Genomic DNA, 15986 nt, shown 5'->3' on the forward strand with positions numbered 1-15986 from the left:
CCGATCAACGTACCGCGTTGATCGCGTCGCGCAGGCCGCGGGCGGCCTGGCCGGCGGCGTCGCGCCAGTCGTCGCCGCCGCTGGCGTAGATGATGGCGCGCGACGAGTTGATCATCATGCCGCTGCGCGCGGCGTTGGCGCCGGCGTTGACCGTGGCGGTGATGTCACCGCCCTGGGCGCCGATGCCCGGCACCAGCAGCGGCACCGCGTCGCCGATGCGCTGGCGCACCGCGGCCAGCTCGTTCGGGAAGGTCGCGCCCACCACCAGGCCGCATTGGCCGTTGGCATTCCATTTGTCGGCCACCAGCCCCGCCACGTGCAGATACAGCGGTTCGCCGTTATCCATTTTCAGGAATTGCAGGTCGGAGCCGCCAGGGTTGGACGTGCGGCACAGCACGATCACGCCACGGTCGCGCCAGGCCAGGTAGGGCTCGACCGAGTCCAGGCCCATGTACGGGCTGACGGTCAGGGCGTGCGCCTGGTAGCGCTCGTAGGCTTCGCGGGCGTAGTTTTCGGCGGTGGAGCCGATGTCGCCGCGCTTGGCGTCCAGCACGATGGGCAGGTCGGGGTGATTGTCGCGGATGTGTTGGCACAGGGCTTCGAGCTGGTCTTCGGCGCGGTGGGCGGCGAAGTAGGCAATCTGGGGCTTGAAGCTGCAGGCGTAGGGCGCGGTGGCGTCGACGATGTCGCGGCAGAACTGGAAGATCGCGTCGGGCTTGTCCTGCAATTCGCGCGGAAAGCGCTGCGGATCGGGGTCGAGCCCGACTTGCAGCAGCGAGTTGCGGGAGGTCCAGGCGTGTTCGAGTCTTTGGAGGAAATTCATGGGGGAGTTCAGTGCAGTTTGACCCGGGGACGCGTGCGCCGCATGAGCAGGCGGGCCAGGGCCAGGGAGGCGGTGCGCGAGATGCCCAGCACCGCTTTGTGGTGCATCAGGTGCAGGCTCATGTACATCAGGCGCGCCAGTGTACCGCTTACGAAGAGGCCCCGTCCGGCCAGCTTGCCCATCAGGCTGCCCACGCCGGCGTCCTGGCCCAGCGACACCAGCGAGCCGTGGTCTTCGTAGACGTAAGGCTTGGTGGGTTCGGCCGTGCCGCGCAGGCGGGCGGTGATTTTCTTGGCCAGGTAGTCGGCCTGCTGGTGGGCGGCCTGGGCGCGGGCGGGCACCGTGCGCCCGTCGCGCCAGGGCGCGGCGCAGCAGTCGCCCAGCGCCAGGATGTGCGGGTCGGCGGTTTCCAGGCGTTCGTTCACTTCGACCTGGCCCAGCTTGTTCAGCGGCAGGTCCAGGTCGGCCAACAGCGCCGGGCCCTTGATGCCCGCCGCCCACATGCAGAGCTGGGCGGGGAAGGTGCGGCCGTCGGCGGTCTTGACCGAATCGGCGGTGACTTCGGACACGCGGCAGGCGGTTTCGACGCGGATGCCGAGTTCGGTCAGGCGGGTGGTGGCGGCGGTGGAGATCTTTTCGGGTAGCGCCGACAGGATGCGCGGCGCGCCTTCGACCAGCGTGATGGCCAGGTCGCGTTCGGCGCGGAAGTTCGGCAGGCCGTAGGCGCTGACGACGTGGCTGGCTTCGGTGAGTTCGACCGCCAGCTCGACGCCGGTGGCGCCGCCGCCGACGATGACGAGATCCAGGCGGGCGGACGGGTCGCGCACCTTGGCCTGGTCGACCAGCGCCATGGCCTTGAGCATGGTCAGGCGGAACTGTTCGGCGTTTTCGGTGGTGTCCAGCGTCACGGCGTGGTCGGCCGCGCCGGGGGTGTTGAAGAAGTTGGACGTGCTGCCCAGCGCCAGTACCAGGGTGTCGTACGCGAGTTCGCGGCGCGGCAGGACTTCCTGGCCTTGGGAATCGGAGACCGGGTCTACGGTGACCAGGCGGCGCTCGCGGTTGACGCCGACCAGCCGGCCCTGCGCGAACGAAAAGCCGTTCATGTGCGCCAGCATCAGGTAGGACAGGCCTTCCTGGTGGATATCGAGCGTGCCGGCCGCCGCTTCATGCAGCGACGGCTTCCAGATGTGGAACGGGCGGCTGTCGACCAGGGTGATGTGCTGGCGGCCGTGGATGCGGCCGAGCTTGGCGGCAAGTTCGAGGCCGCCGGCACCCCCGCCGACGATGACAATGCGTTCCGGAGAAGCGGGCTTGGTGTTGGGCATCATGGCTCCCAGTATAGATGCGCCGTTACGGGCGCGGGGGCCGGGGCGGGCAAGCCGGCGTCCGACTTTCAGTGCATGACGAACCGGCTCACGGCCACGCCGACCCACACGGCCACCGTGAACAGCAGCAACAGCATGACGGCGGCGCTGCCCAGGTCCTTGGCGCGGCCCAGCAGCGGGTGGGTGTCGACCGACAGCGCGTCGGCCAGCGCCTCGACCGCCGAATTGAGCAGTTCCACCGCCAGCACCAGGATCACGGTGCCGATCAGGAAGAAGACTTCGACGGTGGTGCGCCCCAGGAAGAACGCGGCGGGGATGAGCAGCACGGCCAGCGCCAGTTCCTGGCGAAACGCCGCCTCGTACTTGATGGCGGCCTTCAGGCCCTGCAGCGAATAGCGCAGCGCGTTCAGGATGCGGCGCAGGCCGCCAGTGCTCTTGTAGGGCGAGTGGTGCGGATTCGTGGACATGAGGTGCGTAATAAGGCCGGGTGTGGCGGCTTTTTACCAGATATGGGTTGCCGCCGTGGTTTGGACTTGCCGTCTTGCCGATGCGACCGTCATGGAACGCGTTTTAACGTAATACTACGTTACGTTTTGCCTTCGCCGCGGCCATACGATACGCTGGCGCGAATTCCCACCCACGCGCCTGGCTGCAGGCCTTTCGGCAGACGCACGACGGCGACCTTTTGGCACTGCAATCCATGCTCGAACGTTTGAATACGGAGTCGTTGACGCGTCTGCCCGCGGACGTGGAGAAGCCCCCCTATGACCGCAGTCGGCTCACGCCGGGCATCGTGCATCTGGGGCTGGGGGCATTTCACCGTGCGCACCAGGCGGTGGCCACCGACCTGGCCATGGCTGCCACGCAGGACCTGTCCTGGGGCATCCTGGGCGTGTCGCTGCGCAGCGCCGCCACGCGCGATGCACTGACGCCGCAGGACGGCCTGTACACACTGGCGCTGCGCGACGCCGCGCCGGGCGGCGAGCCGCGCGAACAACTGCGCGTGGTGGGGGCCGTGCAGCGCGTGATGGTGGCTGAAGAAGACCCCAATGCGGTGCTTGAACGCATCGCGTATCCGCAGACCCGCATCGTCAGCCTGACGATCACCGAGAAAGGCTACAGCCACGAGCCGGCCACGGGCCACCTGCGCTGGGACGATCCGGACATCCTGCACGACCTGGACAATCCGATCCGGCCGCGCAGCGCGATCGGCCTCCTGGTCTATGGCCTGGCGCTGCGGCGCGAACGCGGTCTGCCGCCGCTGACGCTGCTGTCCTGCGACAACCTGCAGGCCAACGGCGACACCCTGCGCAGCCTGGTGCTGGCCTTTGCGCTGCGCATCGACGCGGCGCTGACCGGCTGGATCGACAAGCACTGCACCTTTCCCAATTCCATGGTCGACCGCATCGTGCCGGCCACCCGCGACGAAGACCGCGTGCGCATCGCGCAGCGGCTGGGCGTGGAAGATGCCTGGCCGGTGGTGGGGGAGCCCTACCTGAATTGGGTGATCGAAGACAAGTTCGCCGCTGGCCGCCCTGCCTGGGAAGTGGCGGGCGCAACCTTCGTGACCAACGCCGCCCCATACGAGCGCCTGAAGCTGCGCATGGTCAACGGCCCGCATTCGGCGTTGGCCTACCTGGGCGGCTTGCTGGGCATCGCCACGATCGGCGAGGCGGCGGCTGTGCCTGCCTTGCGCGGCTTTGTGGATGACATGATGCGCTGCGAGATCGCGCCGACACTCAAGGGCATTCCGGATGTGGGGCTGGAGGGCTATCGCCACCGCTTCCTGGGTCGCGTGGTCAACCCTGAACTGCCGCAACTGACGCGGCAGGTCGCCATGGATGGCTCGCAGAAGCTGCCGCAACGCTTGCTGGCGACCATCCGCGAACGCCTGCGCGGCGGCGACGACATCCGCCGGCTGGTGTTGGCGGTGGCCGCCTGGCTGCACTATCTGCGCGGCGTGGACGAAACGGGCGCACGCCATCCCATCCAGGACCCGCTGGCCGCGCCGCTGGCCAAGCTGCTGGCACGGGCCGACGTGGCGGCGCGCGCGGCAGCGCCCAACCAGGCCGCGCTTCGCCGCGCCATGGTGCTGGCGGGTTATCGGCCCGTGTTTGGCGACCTGGGCAAGAAACCGGTGTTCATCGCCGCGCTGGCCGCGCAGCTGGAAACGTTGCGCGAGCACGGCGTGCTGCATGCCTTGCAGGAAGTCGCGCGTGAGCCGCAAGCCGCGGCGCCGATCGCGGACGAAGGCGAGGCCGCGGCGGCGGCGTCTGTGCGCGAGCCGGCAGGCGTCGGCGCGTAAACAGCGGGTCGTCGGTGCGAACCATCGGGCGCTTGCGGGCGCCCGATGTGCTGTGGGGCATCCCGGCCCTGGTCGCTACACGCCCAGGTATTGCAGCAATCGAGGCTCGTCGTCGATGAAGGCCTGCGACGTGCCCGTCCAGGCCACGCGGCCCTTTTCCACGATGGCGTGGCGGTCGGCCGTGGCCAGCAGCGGCTCAAGATTCTTGTCGATGCACAGCACCGCCAGGCCCGTGCGCTTCAGGCTTTCCAGCGCTTGCCAGATTTCTTCGCGCACCACCGGCGCCAGCCCTTCGGTGGCCTCATCCAGGATCAAGAGGCGCGGGTTGGTGAGCAGCGCCCGGCCGATGGCCAGCATCTGCTGTTCGCCGCCCGACAGGTGGCTGCCCAGGTGGCGCGCGCGTTCGCCCAGCCTCGGGAACAGGCCGTAGACCCGGTCCAGCGTCCAGGGGGCTGCCAGGCCCTGGCGGTTGTGGGCAGTGGCGATCAGGTTCTCGCGCACCGACAGATTGGGAAACACGTGGCGGCCTTCGGGTACCAGGCCGATGCCGCACTGCGCCACCTTGTACGAGGGCAACGGCGTGATGTCGCGGCCGTCGAACGCGATGGCGCCGCGGCTGGCGCGGTTCAGGCCCATGATGGCTTTGACGGTGGTGGACTTGCCCATGCCGTTGCGCCCGAGCAGCGTCACGAATTCGCCCGGCCCGATGTCCAGGTCGATGCCGAACAGCGCCTGGCTGGCGCCGTAGTGCGCGGTGACGCCGCGCAGCGACAGCAGCGCCTTGGCGGTCGTGGTCGCGCCGGCGAGAGGCGCCCCGGCATGCCGGGCGCTTTCCACGGTGGCGCTCAGGGTGTGGTTTGCAGTCTGGTTCATGCCGTCGCTCCCGCCAGGACGCCTGGCGCGCGGCGCCCGGCATGGCCCCGTTCGCTGCCCAGGTAGCATTCGCGCACCTGGGGGTTCTGGCGGATGTCGTCGGCGCTGCCGCAGGCCAGGGCGCGGCCATACACCAGCACCGTGATGCGGTCGGACAGGGCAAAGACGGCTTGCATATCGTGTTCCACCAGCAGGATGGTGTACTGCCCGCGCAGCCGTTGCAGCAGCCGCGTCATGGCCTCGGATTCGTGCTGGCTCATGCCCGCCATGGGCTCGTCCAGCAGCAGCAGGGTGGGCTGGCACGCCAGCACCATGGCCAGCTCCAGCTGGCGCAGTTCGCCATGCGCCAATTCGCCGGCCGGGGTGTTGGCACGGGCCGCCAGCCCGGCCAGTTCCAGCGCCTGGTGCGCCGGATCGCGCAGCGCGGGCGTGGCCAGCACCGGCCGCCAGAAGCGAAAGCTGTGGCCGCGCCGCGCCTGCACCGCCATGATGACGTTTTCCAGCGCGGTAAAGGGCTTGAACACGGAAGTGATCTGGTACGAGCGCGCCAGGCCGTGGCGCACGCGCTTGTCGACCGGCATGCGGGTCACGTCCACCCCATCGAGCAGCACGCGGCCGCCGTTCGGCCGCAGTTCGCCGCTCAATTGGCCGATCAGCGTGGTCTTGCCGGCGCCGTTGGGGCCGATGACGGCGTGCAGTTCCCCGCTGGGCACGTCCAGCGACAGGTCGTCGGTGACGGTCAGGCCGCCATAGCGTTTGACCAGGTTTTCCACGCGCAGGGTGCTCATCGCGGTTCTCCGGTGGGGCGTGGGGTGGGCCGCAGGCCGCCCAGGCGCCAGGGCTTGTCCGACAGGCCGCCATACAGGCCGCGGCGCGACACCAGCACCACGGCCACGATGAACAGACCCATCACCAGCATCCAGTGGTCGGTCAGCAGCTTCAGCCCTTCTTCGAGCAGCAGGAACGCCAGCGCGCCCGCAACCGGGCCGAACAACGTGCCCAGGCCGCCCAGCGCCACCATCACGATCAGCTCGCCCGAGGTCGTCCAGGCCAGGTACGACGGCGACACGTACAACGTCAGGTTGGCCAGCAGCACGCCGGCCACGCCGCACACCATGGCCGATATCACGTAGGCCGCCAGCCGGTAGCGCAGCGTGGCAAAGCCCAGCGCGCGCATGCGCCGCTCGTTCGCCTGGCAGCCGCGAAGCGCCATGCCGAAGGGTGCGTGCACCAGACGGTGCAGCGCGGCCAGCGTGAGCAGCAGCACGCCAAATGCGGCCAGGTACAGCGCCAGCGGCGTATCCAGCCGGAACAGGCCGAAGTCGCTGCCCGAAAACAGCGGCATGCCGTCGTCGCCGCCAAAGCCTTCCAGCCCCGTCGCCAGGAAATAGAACATCTGCGCGAAGGCCAGGGTGATCATGATGAAGGCGATGCCGGACGTGCGCATCGCGACGTAGCCGCTGACCAGGCCGACCACGGCGCAGGCGCCCAGCGCCGCCGCCAGGTGCAGCCAGCCGTTGTCGATGCCGTAGTGGTTCAGCACGCCCACGGCATAGGCACCCAGGCCCAGGTACAGCGCATGGCCGAAACTGACCATGCCGCCATAGCCCAGCAGCAGGTTCAGCGCCAGCGCCGCGATGCCGTACACCAGCACGCGGCCGAACAGCGCCAGCAGGAAGGGTTCGCCCTGCCACTGCGCATACAGCGGCACCAGGGCCAAGGCCAGCAACAGGATGCCGGCGGCCAGCTTGCGTGCAGAAAGTTCGAACATGTTGCGCGCCCCTTATCCGTGCCGCACGGGAAACAGGCCTTGCGGCCGCATCGCCAGCACCAGCGCCATGACGATATAGATCAGCATCGATGCGATCGCCGGACCGGCCGCGTTGGCGGCGGCGGGCGACAGCGCCGCACGCAGCAGGGCCGGCAGCAGCGCGCGGCCCAGCGTGTCGATCAGCCCCACCATCAGCGCGGCCAGGAAGGCGCCGCGCACCGAGCCGATGCCGCCGATGACGATCACCACCAGCGTCAGGATCAGGATCGGCTCGCCCATGCCGGTCTGCGCCGACAGGATCGGCCCGGCCATCAGCCCCGCCACGCCGGCCAGCACCGCGCCCAGCACGAACAGCAGCGTGTTCAGCCGCGCGATGTTCACGCCCAGCGCGCCCACCATCATGCGGTCGGTCGACCCCGCGCGGATCAGCATGCCCAGCCGGGTGCGGTGGATCAGCACGTAGCAGCCCGCGGCCACCGCCAGGCCCGCCACGATGATGAGAAAGCGGTAGAGCGGATACGTGACGCCCAGAAGGTCGATGGTGCCCGATAGCCACGACGGCAGCCCCATGCTGATGGGCGCGGGGCCCCAGATGATGCGCGTGAGCTCATTGAAGAACAGGATGAAGCCGAAGGTGGCCAGCACCTGGTCCAGGTGTTCGCGCGGATACAGCCGCGCCAGCGCGATGCGGTCCAGCAGCAGCCCCAGCAGCGCCATGCCGGCCACCACGGCGGCGGCCGCCAGCAGGAACGAGCCGGTGTGGCGGAACACGGTGGCCGCGATGAAGGCGCCCATCATGTACAGCGAGCCGTGCGCCAGGTTGATGAAGTTCATGATGCCGAACACCAGCGTCAAGCCGGCGGCCAGCAGGAAAAGCAGGATACCCAGTTGCAGGCCGTTCAGGGCCTGCACCAGCAGCAGCGTCGCGGACATGGAGCCTTACCTCTCATCTGTCTTCGCAGCCCGCGTGCGCGGGCCGCCAAGGCTTCATTTCATGACGCACTGCGTGGCGTACTGGTCCGAGACCTTGGACAGGTCGGGAAAGATGGGGCCCTTGTTGACGAAGCCCACCTTGCCATCCGCGCCCTGCGCCACGTCGGCACGGAAGAAGCCGGCCACCGGGAAGTGATTGGGCTGGTAGCGGAATTCACCGCGCACCGATTGGAAGTCGGCGGCTTCCAGCGCGCGGCGCAGCGCGTCCTTGTCGTCGACCTTGCCGCCAGTGCGCTTGAGGGCCGAGCCGATCAGTTGCGCCGCATCCCACGATTGGGCGGCGTAGCTGGAAGGCTCGCGGCCGTATTTCTGCCGGAACGCGGCGGCAAAGGCTTTGTTGGCGGCGTTGTCCAGGTCTGGCGAGTACGGCACGTTGGTGACCGCGCCCAGGGCGTCCTGCCCCAAGGCGGGCAGCGTCGCGCCGTCGATGGTGTCGACCGACAGCAACGGGATCTTGCCGAACAGGCCCGCCTGGCGGTATTGCTTGACGAAGTTCACGCCCATGCCGCCAGGAAAGAACACATAGGCGGCATCGGGCTTGGCGTCGGCCAGGGCGGCCAGCTCCACGGAGTAGTCGGGCTGGTTGACCTGGGTGAACACCTCGTTGACGACCTGGCCCTGGTAGAAACGCTTCAAGCCGGCCATGGCGTCTTTGCCGGCCTGGTAGTTGGGCGCCAGCAGGTAGACCTTCTTGAAGCCCATCTGGTTGGCCATTTCGCCGCTGCCTTCGTGGCGCTGGGTGTTGTTCCACGAGGTCGAGAAAAAGAACGGCGAACAGTCCTTGCCGGCCAGGTTGGTGGGGCCGGCGTTCGAGCCCACCAGGAACACCCCGGCGCTGGTGACGGGCCGCGCCACGGCCAGCATCACGTTGGAATACACCACGCCGGTGATGATCGGCACCTTGTCGCTTTGCACCAGTTTGCGCGCGGCCTGCACGCCGACTTCGGGCTTGAACTGGTCGTCTTCCTTGATGACCTGCACGGGCACGCCGCCCAGCTTGCCGCCGCCTTGTTCCACGGCCAGCATGAAGCCGTCGAGTTGATCCTGCCCCAGCACCGAGCCGGGTCCGGTCAAGGTGGTGAGCAGGCCGATCTTGACGTCGGCCGAGGCGGGCGCGCCGTGGGCCAGGCCCAGGGCCGCCAGGGCGGCCAGCAGATGGATGCGTTTCATGGTGATTCCCCTTGCGTTGCCGTGTCTCACGGTCATGTGGTGGCGATGCGGCGTTCAGCGGTCCAGGCCGAAGAACGCCACGGTGTTGCCGAACAGAATCTTTTGCTGCACGGCCGGCAGCAGGCCGGAATGCGAAACCAGTTTGCCGACCTCCTGTTCGCCCAGCGGGTACGGGTAGTCGGACCCCAGCAGCACGCGGTCTTCGCCCATCACGTCGATCAACAGGCGCAGCGAGCGCGGGTCGAACACGGCGCTGTCGACGTAGAAGCGGTCGGTGTAGGACGAGGGTAGTTGCGGGCAGTCTTGGCGAATGATGTCGCGATGCCGCCAGGCGTTGTCGACGCGGCCCAGCAGAAAGGCGAAGCTGCCGCCGCCGTGCGCGAAGCACAGCTTCAGGCTGCGCGGAATGCGCTCGAAGGCGCCGGACAGGATCAGAGACAGAATGCCAAGCTGCGTTTCGGCGGGCATGGCGACCAGCCAGGGCAGCATCCATTTCTTCATGCGGCCGTCGGTCATCATGTCCCAGGGGTGCACGAGCACCGGGATGTCGTCATGGGCGCAGTGCACCAGGAATTGCACCAGCGTGTCGTCATCAAGGTCGCGCGGGCCGACGTGGTTGCCGATCTGCACGCCCAGGTGGCCGGCGGCGCGGGCGCGCGAGGCTTCGCGGCAGGCCAGGTCCAGGTCTTGCAGCGGCACCTGGGCCAGGGCCTTCAGGCGGGCGGGGGCGTGGGCACAGTGTTCCAGCGCCAGGTCGTTCATGCGGGCGGCCCAGTCGGCCGCGGCCTGGGCCGGGTAGGTGTAGCCGAACATGACGGGGGTGGCGCACAGGATCTGCACGTCAACGCCGTGGCGGTCCATCTGCGCGACGCGCAGGGCCGGGTCCCACAGGGTGGCGTCGACGGGGCGAAAAGGGCGGTCGCCGGCCATGATCTGGCCGGTCGAGCCATCGCCGTCGCGCCGCAGCCAGGGGGCGTTGACGGGGTCGAGCGCGGCCGCTTCCTGCCGCGTGATCGGCGGAAAGAAGTGGGCATGCATGTCGATTTTCTGGGTCATGGGCAAGGCGTGCAAAAGGCGTGGGATGAAAGCGGCTCGTCGCGGGTTGGGCAACGGGATGGGCGAGGGCAAGCGCGGATCAGGCTAGAAGCTGTCGTTCAACAGACAGCCGGGGTCAAACCAAGGCGCGGGGTCAGGCGGGCGCGGGCTGCGTGGCCGGGGCTTGCGTCTTGCCGGGGTGGATGGCGCCGCAGCCGGGGCAGGTGCGTTTCTGTTCGCTGCCGTAGAAGCCCTGGAACAGGGGCGGCAGGTCGGTGACGATGCTTTTCAGTTGGACTTCGACGCGGTGCACCAGGTGGCCGCAATGGGGGCAATACCACTCGAAGCCGTCGAGCAGGCCCTGCGGGCGCTGGCGTTCGATGACCAGGCAGGCGCTGTCGGTTTCAGGGCGCTGGGGGGAATGGCGCACGTGGGGGGGCAAGAGGAAGATGTCGCCTTCCTTGAGGTCGACGCGTTCGGGCTTGCCGTCGATCCACAGCGAGAGCCAGGCGTTGCCGCGGACCTGGTAGAAGAATTCCTCGAGCGGGTCGTCGTGATAGTCGGTGCGGTGGTTGGGACCGCCGACGACGGTGACGATGAAGTCGGCGTCCTGCCAGATCTGCTGGTTGCCGACGGGGGGCTTGAGCAGGTGGGCGTGGTCCTGGATCCAGCGTTGGAAGTTCAGGGGCGGGCCGTAGGCGGGCATGTCGATCTCCGGGGAGGCTTGGGCTTGCTTTGATGATGGGAGTCTAGGCGGGTGGGGGCGTGGGGGGACAATAGAAATTGTGTGATCAGATATGCGGGTTATCTATCGCGGGGTTTCCCTTAGGGGTTTTGTTGTGGCTTTCCTTTATTTCTTATGTGGTTGTTGGTGATTGCTAATGTGATAATTGGGTTGCTGATGGTGGGGTGGGTTCTTAAGTCGCGCGGCGTCGTGGCGGGGGGAAAGCGAGGGGGCGGGGCGGTGGCGGGCTTCGCCCGCTGTTGTGGGGGGGTGTCTATTCGGTTGTTGGTGTTGGGGCGCGTTGTGCCGTGATTTGCTTCAGGTAGTCCACCAGGCGTTGGCAGGCGGGGGTCAGGGGGCGGTCGGCGCGGATGGAGTAGCCGACGTCGCCGAAGGTGCCGAAGACGGTGGTGGGTAGGCGGGCCAGCAGGCCCATGGTGAGGAATTGGGCGGCGGCGTCGTAGGGGATCAGGGCCAGGGCATCGCTGTGCATCAGGATGCCGATGTTGGTCAGTAGCGAGAGCGATTCCACGTGGCGGGCGGGCAGGCGCAGGCCCGCGTCGAAGAAGGTGCGTTCTATCGAGGCGCGTAGCGGCGAGGTAGGGGCCGGCAGGATCCAGATGTGGTCGATCAGGTCGGACAGGGCGATCTGGGGGGCGCTGGCCAGAGGGTGTTGGGCGCCGACGACCAGGCACAGGTCTTCGCGGTAGAGCTTGTGGTGGTCGACGGCGACGCCGGAGATCGAGGCCATGTCGGGGCCGGGCAGGCGGCCGACGACGATGTCGACGTCGCCGGTGGCCAGGGCGGGCAGGAGCTGGGCCGAAGGGCCTTCGCGGACGGTGACCTGGATGCCGGGGTGGTCGGTCATGAGGCGGGCGATGGCTTCGGGCAGCAGCTTGGCGGATGCCGCGATCAGGGTGCCGACGACGACGTGGCCGCTGGCGCCGCCCAGGACGGCGTCGATGTCGTCGGCCATGTAGCGGATCTCGGCCATCATGGCGTGCACGCGGCGGCCCAGGACCAGGGCCAGTTCGGTGGGGGTGACGCCGCGGTTGGAACGTTCGAACAGGGTGGCGCCGAAGAAGGCTTCCAGGTCGTGAATGGCCTTGGTGACGGTGGGCTGGGTCAGGTGCAGTTCGCTGGCGGCGCGCGACAGCGAGCGGCGCGCCAGCACGCGTTCGAAGATCTGCAGCTGGTGCAGTTTCAGCTTGTGGCTGAGCGCGTTGGGCGTGATGCGGAAGTTCGACATGCGCGCGGCCGCTCCGGCTGCGCGCCGGGGGCGGGGATCCTGTTCCGAAGGAAAAGCCGGAGGGCGGTCGCGCGCCATGGCCGTGCGCGGGGAAGGCTTAACGCGCGAGCGGCTTGTAGGCGACCGCCTTGATTTCAATCAGCAATTGCGGGTGCGGCAGCTGATGCACCGCCACGGTGGTGCGTGCCGGCCCATCGGCGTCGAAGAACTCGCCGTAGACTTGATTGTAGCCACCGAAGTCGTTCATGTTGACCAGGAAAGTACTGATCTCGACGAGGTCGGCAAGGCCGGCGCCGGCGGTGGCGAGGATGTCGCGGATGTTCTCGATAACGGCGCGGGTCTGCACGCGGATGTCGAGCGTGGCCGTGCCCAGGGCGTCGACCTCGGCGCCGGCGATGCGGTTGTCGGGCAGGCGCGAGCTGGTGCCGGAGACGAACAGGAAGTCGCCGGCGCGCTTGATGTGGGGATACTTGCCGCGGGGCGTGGCTTTGCCGGCGACGACGGTGGCGCTGACGGGGGCGGTGGTCATGGTGGTTTCCTCGGGACTTAGAGCTTGATGCAGACGTTGGTGGGTTCGGTGTAGAAGTGCAGCGAATGGCGGCCGCCTTCGCGGCCGATGCCGGACAGGCCGCTGCCGCCGAAGGGCGTGCGCAGGTCGCGCAGGAACCAGCAGTTGACCCATGCCAGGCCAACTTTCATCGCCTGGGCCACCCGGTGGCCGCGGGTCAGGTTCTGGGTCCAGACGGCGGCGGCCAGGCCGTAGCGGGTGTCGTTGGCCAGGCGGATGGCCTCTTCTTCGGTGTCGAAGGGGGCCACGTGGCAGACGGGGCCGAACACCTCTTCCTTGATGCTGCGGGCGGTCTCGGGCAGGCCGGTCCAGATGGTGGGCAGCACGTAGGCGCCGGCGTCGCGGACATCGCCGAATTCGGGCACGCCGCCGCCGGTGACGACGGTGGCGCCTTCTTCGCGAGCCAGGGCGAAGTACGACAGCACTTTTTCGCGATGTTCGCGCGACACCAACGGCCCCATGCCGGTGGCGGGGTCGTCGGGCCAGCCGATGCGCAGCGCCCGCGCGCGTTCGGCCAGCGCGGCAACGAAGCGCTCGAAGATCGGGCGTTCGACATACACGCGTTCGGTGCACAGGCAGACCTGGCCGCAATTGGCGAAGACCGAGCGTGCGGTGCCATCGACGGCAGCGTCGAAGTCGGCATCGGCGAACACCAGCGCCGCGTTCTTGCCGCCCAGTTCGAACGACACGGGCTTCACGCCCGGCGCCACGGCGCGCATGATGGCCGCGCCCGTGGCGGATTCGCCGGTGAAGGTGATGCCGTCGATGTCGGGATGCGTGGTCATGAATTCGCCTGCGGACCCCGGGCCGAAGCCATGCACCAGGTTCAGCACGCCGGGCGGCAGGCCGGCGTCGCGCGCCACTTCGGCCAGCAGGGTGGCGGTGGATGGCGTCACTTCCGATGGCTTCATGATGACCGTGTTGCCAAAGGCCAGCGCGGGCGCGACCTTCCAGGTCAGGAGCAGCAGCGGCAGGTTCCACGGCGAGATCACGCCCACTACGCCCAGCGGCTTGCGATAGGCGTAGTTCAGCGCCTGGCGGCCGTCGGGCGTGTCGGTCATGTAGCTTTCCATGTCCAGCGTGCGGGCCAGTTCGGCAAAGGCGCGAAAGTTGGCCGCGCCGCGCGGAATGTCGATCTGGCTGGCCCAGGACACCGGCTTGCCGGTATCGCCGATCTCGGCCTGCAGGAAGTCGTCGAAGCGGCGATTGATGCCGTCGGCCAGCGCCAGCAGGTGATCGGTGCGGGTGGCGACCGGCAGCGCGGCCCAGGCGGGCAGGGCGCGATGCGCGGCGGCCACGGCGCGGTCGACCTGTTCGCGGCTGGCCTCGTGGGCTTGCGCGATCAGGGCGCCGTCCACCGGGCTGTGCTTGTCGAAGGTGGACGTGCCGTCTTCGAAACGGCCGTCGATGTAGTTGCGCAGTTGGCGGATCGTCATGATCGAGATTCCAGAAGAGGCCATGGCGGTCGGACGACCGGACGGGCTTTGCGTATAAAGTACGTATACGTACTATTATGGCGATAGTAAGGAGCCGGCCAGGTGAAGTCAATGCAGGGTTTTGCCGTAGGCGGCGAGGTCAGCGCCTACAATCGCCACGCGTATTTCAAGGAACCGCCCGATGCCCGCTTCCCGTTCAGTCCCGCCCCAGGCGTTACAGGATTTCGACCTGACCCAGGTGGCGTCCCACTTGCTGCGGCGCGCCCATTTCCGGGCCGAAGGGCTGTTTGCGCAGGCGTTCCCCGAAGAAGACCTGACGCCGCGCCAGAAGGCCCTGCTGATCACGGTGCATCAGAACCCCGGCGCCACGCAAAGCCGCATCGCCGAGCTGATCGCGCTGGACCGCAATTCCTTCGCGGAAATGATCGCGCGCATGACGGCCAAGGGCTACGTGCGCCGAACGCGCTCGGCACAGGATGCGCGCGCCTACGCGCTGGAAATCACCGACGAGGGCATGGCGTTGCTGGCCCGCGTGCTGCCGCGGGATGCCGAGGTCGAGGCCGAGGTGCTGGCGCCGATTCCACCTGAACTGCGGCCCATGTTCTTGAAGTGCCTGCGTTTGATGGCAGGGCTGGAGCCGGAAGAGGCGGCGTAAGGCGCGTGGCGTCAGGGGGGATGTCAGGGCGCAGGCGGCTTGGGCGGGGACGAGGGATCGGGGGCGTTTGCAGCTGGGGGGGCATCCGCCACCGCTTCTTCCTTCTTGGCCGCGCGGCCAAAGCGCAGTGCGAACTGGCGCGTGAATACCGCACCAAAAAAGAAGATCTGCGCCGAGTAATAGATCCACAGCAGCAGCGCGATCAACGAGCCCGCCGCGCCATAGGCCGACACGGCGGCTCCCCGGCTGAGGTACACCCCGATGCCCCACTTGCCCACCAGGAACAGCGCCGCCGTCACGATGGCGCCGGGAATGACGTCGCGCCAGGAAATCCGCGCACTGGGCAGCAGTTTGAAGATCACCGCGAACAGCGCCACCACCACCGAGAACGAGAAGGCGGTGGAAATCCAGTCGGCCACGGTGGCAAAGGCGGACGCGGCCCACAGGTCGCCGTAGTATTTGCGCGCCGCGCCCAGCGCAGCGTTCACCGTCAGCGAAATCAACAGGAACAGCGCCAGCACCAGCACCAGGCCGAACGACAGCATGCGGCTGCGCACCATGCCTTGCAGGCCGCCTTTCTGGTTGGCCGACACTTCCCACAGGTCATCCAGGCTGGCCTTCAGTTCGGCGAAGGCCGTGGTGGCGCTGAAGATCAGCACGAAAATGGAGATCAGCGCGGCGATCCAGCCGCCGCCGGACTCATGCGCGCTGGCCAGCACCGTCTGGATCACCTCGGCGCCGCGCTCGCCCGTCAGGTCGCGCAGCGACGAGAACAATTCCGATCGCACCGCATCCTCGCCGAAGAAGGCGCCCGCCACCGCGATCACCAGGATCAGCATCGGCGCCAGCGAAAACACCATGTACAGCGCCAGCGCGGCGCCCTTGCTGGACGCGCGGTGGGTCGACCACTGGTTAGCGGAATCCATCAGCAGCCCGCCGATTTCGGACGGACGCAGGGCACGCAGGCTCTGGGGTAGACGCATGGGACTGGGCTCGGGCTTGGGATCCCTCATTGTAGGGACGCATGCGCCGCGACGAAACCCGCAACTTGTAGGCAAG

The 15986-nt window shown here is 68.0% G+C and carries 16 protein-coding genes; 2 read left to right on the forward strand and 14 right to left on the reverse strand.

Annotated elements, in window-relative coordinates:
* Positions 1 to 4: 4 nt before the first annotated feature.
* The 3 genes from pyrF to AC3WMR_RS14470 form a co-directional block, all read right to left on the reverse strand.
* Positions 5 to 823, reverse strand: coding sequence for an orotidine-5'-phosphate decarboxylase (gene pyrF, locus AC3WMR_RS14460; RefSeq protein WP_492264498.1), 819 nt, complete (start codon positions 821 to 823; stop codon positions 5 to 7).
* Between the two features lie 8 nt (positions 824 to 831).
* Entirely contained in the window at positions 832 to 2148 is a 1317-nt protein-coding gene (locus AC3WMR_RS14465; protein ID WP_029954234.1) for an NAD(P)/FAD-dependent oxidoreductase, read from the reverse strand.
* Between the two features lie 68 nt (positions 2149 to 2216).
* On the reverse strand, positions 2217 to 2615 hold the full coding sequence (locus AC3WMR_RS14470) for a diacylglycerol kinase (protein ID WP_025139479.1): 399 nt from the start codon (positions 2613 to 2615) through the stop codon (positions 2217 to 2219).
* A 233-nt stretch (positions 2616 to 2848) separates the two neighbouring features.
* Here AC3WMR_RS14470 and AC3WMR_RS14475 point away from each other — a divergent pair, with 233 nt between their 5' ends.
* On the forward strand, positions 2849 to 4453 hold the full coding sequence (locus tag AC3WMR_RS14475; protein WP_492264497.1) for a mannitol dehydrogenase family protein: 1605 nt from the start codon (positions 2849 to 2851) through the stop codon (positions 4451 to 4453).
* A gap of 75 nt (positions 4454 to 4528) precedes the next feature.
* Here the strand turns inward: AC3WMR_RS14475 and AC3WMR_RS14480 are convergent, their stop codons facing one another.
* The 10 genes from AC3WMR_RS14480 to AC3WMR_RS14525 all read right to left on the reverse strand — a co-directional run bounded on the left by AC3WMR_RS14480 (position 4529) and on the right by AC3WMR_RS14525 (position 14272).
* Positions 4529 to 5326, reverse strand: coding sequence for an ABC transporter ATP-binding protein (locus AC3WMR_RS14480; protein ID WP_492264496.1), 798 nt, complete (start codon positions 5324 to 5326; stop codon positions 4529 to 4531).
* Positions 5323 to 6114, reverse strand: a complete 792-nt coding sequence (locus AC3WMR_RS14485; RefSeq protein ID WP_492264495.1) for an ABC transporter ATP-binding protein — start codon at positions 6112 to 6114, stop codon at positions 5323 to 5325. Before AC3WMR_RS14485 ends, AC3WMR_RS14480 begins: the two co-directional genes overlap by 4 nt.
* Positions 6111 to 7097 carry a branched-chain amino acid ABC transporter permease gene (locus tag AC3WMR_RS14490; protein WP_492264494.1) on the reverse strand — a complete coding sequence of 329 codons (987 nt, stop codon included), beginning with the start codon at positions 7095 to 7097 and terminating at the stop codon, positions 6111 to 6113. Before AC3WMR_RS14490 ends, AC3WMR_RS14485 begins: the two co-directional genes overlap by 4 nt.
* Positions 7098 to 7109: 12 nt before the next feature.
* Positions 7110 to 8030 (reverse strand): branched-chain amino acid ABC transporter permease, encoded by a 921-nt coding sequence (locus AC3WMR_RS14495; RefSeq protein ID WP_025139484.1) that lies wholly within the window; start codon positions 8028 to 8030, stop codon positions 7110 to 7112.
* 54 nt (positions 8031 to 8084) lie between these two features.
* Entirely contained in the window at positions 8085 to 9260 is a 1176-nt protein-coding gene (locus AC3WMR_RS14500) for an ABC transporter substrate-binding protein (protein ID WP_492264493.1), read from the reverse strand.
* 54 nt (positions 9261 to 9314) lie between these two features.
* Positions 9315 to 10316 carry an amidohydrolase family protein gene (locus AC3WMR_RS14505; RefSeq protein WP_492264492.1) on the reverse strand — a complete coding sequence of 334 codons (1002 nt, stop codon included), beginning with the start codon at positions 10314 to 10316 and terminating at the stop codon, positions 9315 to 9317.
* A 133-nt stretch (positions 10317 to 10449) separates the two neighbouring features.
* The gene (locus AC3WMR_RS14510; RefSeq protein ID WP_492264491.1) at positions 10450 to 11001 is read right to left on the reverse strand and encodes a 3-hydroxyanthranilate 3,4-dioxygenase; all 552 of its coding nucleotides are present in this window, start codon (positions 10999 to 11001) and stop codon (positions 10450 to 10452) included.
* A 292-nt stretch (positions 11002 to 11293) separates the two neighbouring features.
* Complete coding sequence (locus tag AC3WMR_RS14515) at positions 11294 to 12268, reverse strand: LysR substrate-binding domain-containing protein (RefSeq protein ID WP_492264490.1); 975 nt, start codon at positions 12266 to 12268, stop codon at positions 11294 to 11296.
* Positions 12269 to 12365: 97 nt separating this feature from the next.
* A complete protein-coding gene (locus AC3WMR_RS14520) occupies positions 12366 to 12797 on the reverse strand; it encodes a RidA family protein (RefSeq protein ID WP_175191369.1) in 432 nt (143 codons plus the stop codon).
* Positions 12798 to 12814: 17 nt separating this feature from the next.
* The gene (locus AC3WMR_RS14525) at positions 12815 to 14272 is read right to left on the reverse strand and encodes a 2-hydroxymuconic semialdehyde dehydrogenase (protein ID WP_492264489.1); all 1458 of its coding nucleotides are present in this window, start codon (positions 14270 to 14272) and stop codon (positions 12815 to 12817) included.
* A 181-nt stretch (positions 14273 to 14453) separates the two neighbouring features.
* On the opposite strand from AC3WMR_RS14525, the gene AC3WMR_RS14530 reads away from it, so the two are divergent.
* Positions 14454 to 14927, forward strand: coding sequence for a MarR family winged helix-turn-helix transcriptional regulator (locus AC3WMR_RS14530; protein WP_492264488.1), 474 nt, complete (start codon positions 14454 to 14456; stop codon positions 14925 to 14927).
* 23 nt (positions 14928 to 14950) lie between these two features.
* On the opposite strand, the gene AC3WMR_RS14535 is transcribed toward AC3WMR_RS14530, so the two are convergent.
* Positions 14951 to 15910: a YihY/virulence factor BrkB family protein gene (locus AC3WMR_RS14535; protein ID WP_492264487.1), complete on the reverse strand. Its 960-nt coding sequence runs from the start codon at positions 15908 to 15910 to the stop codon at positions 14951 to 14953.
* Positions 15911 to 15986: the final 76 nt, after the last annotated feature.

This window comes from Achromobacter sp. FW305-C-28, assembly GCF_058783235.1.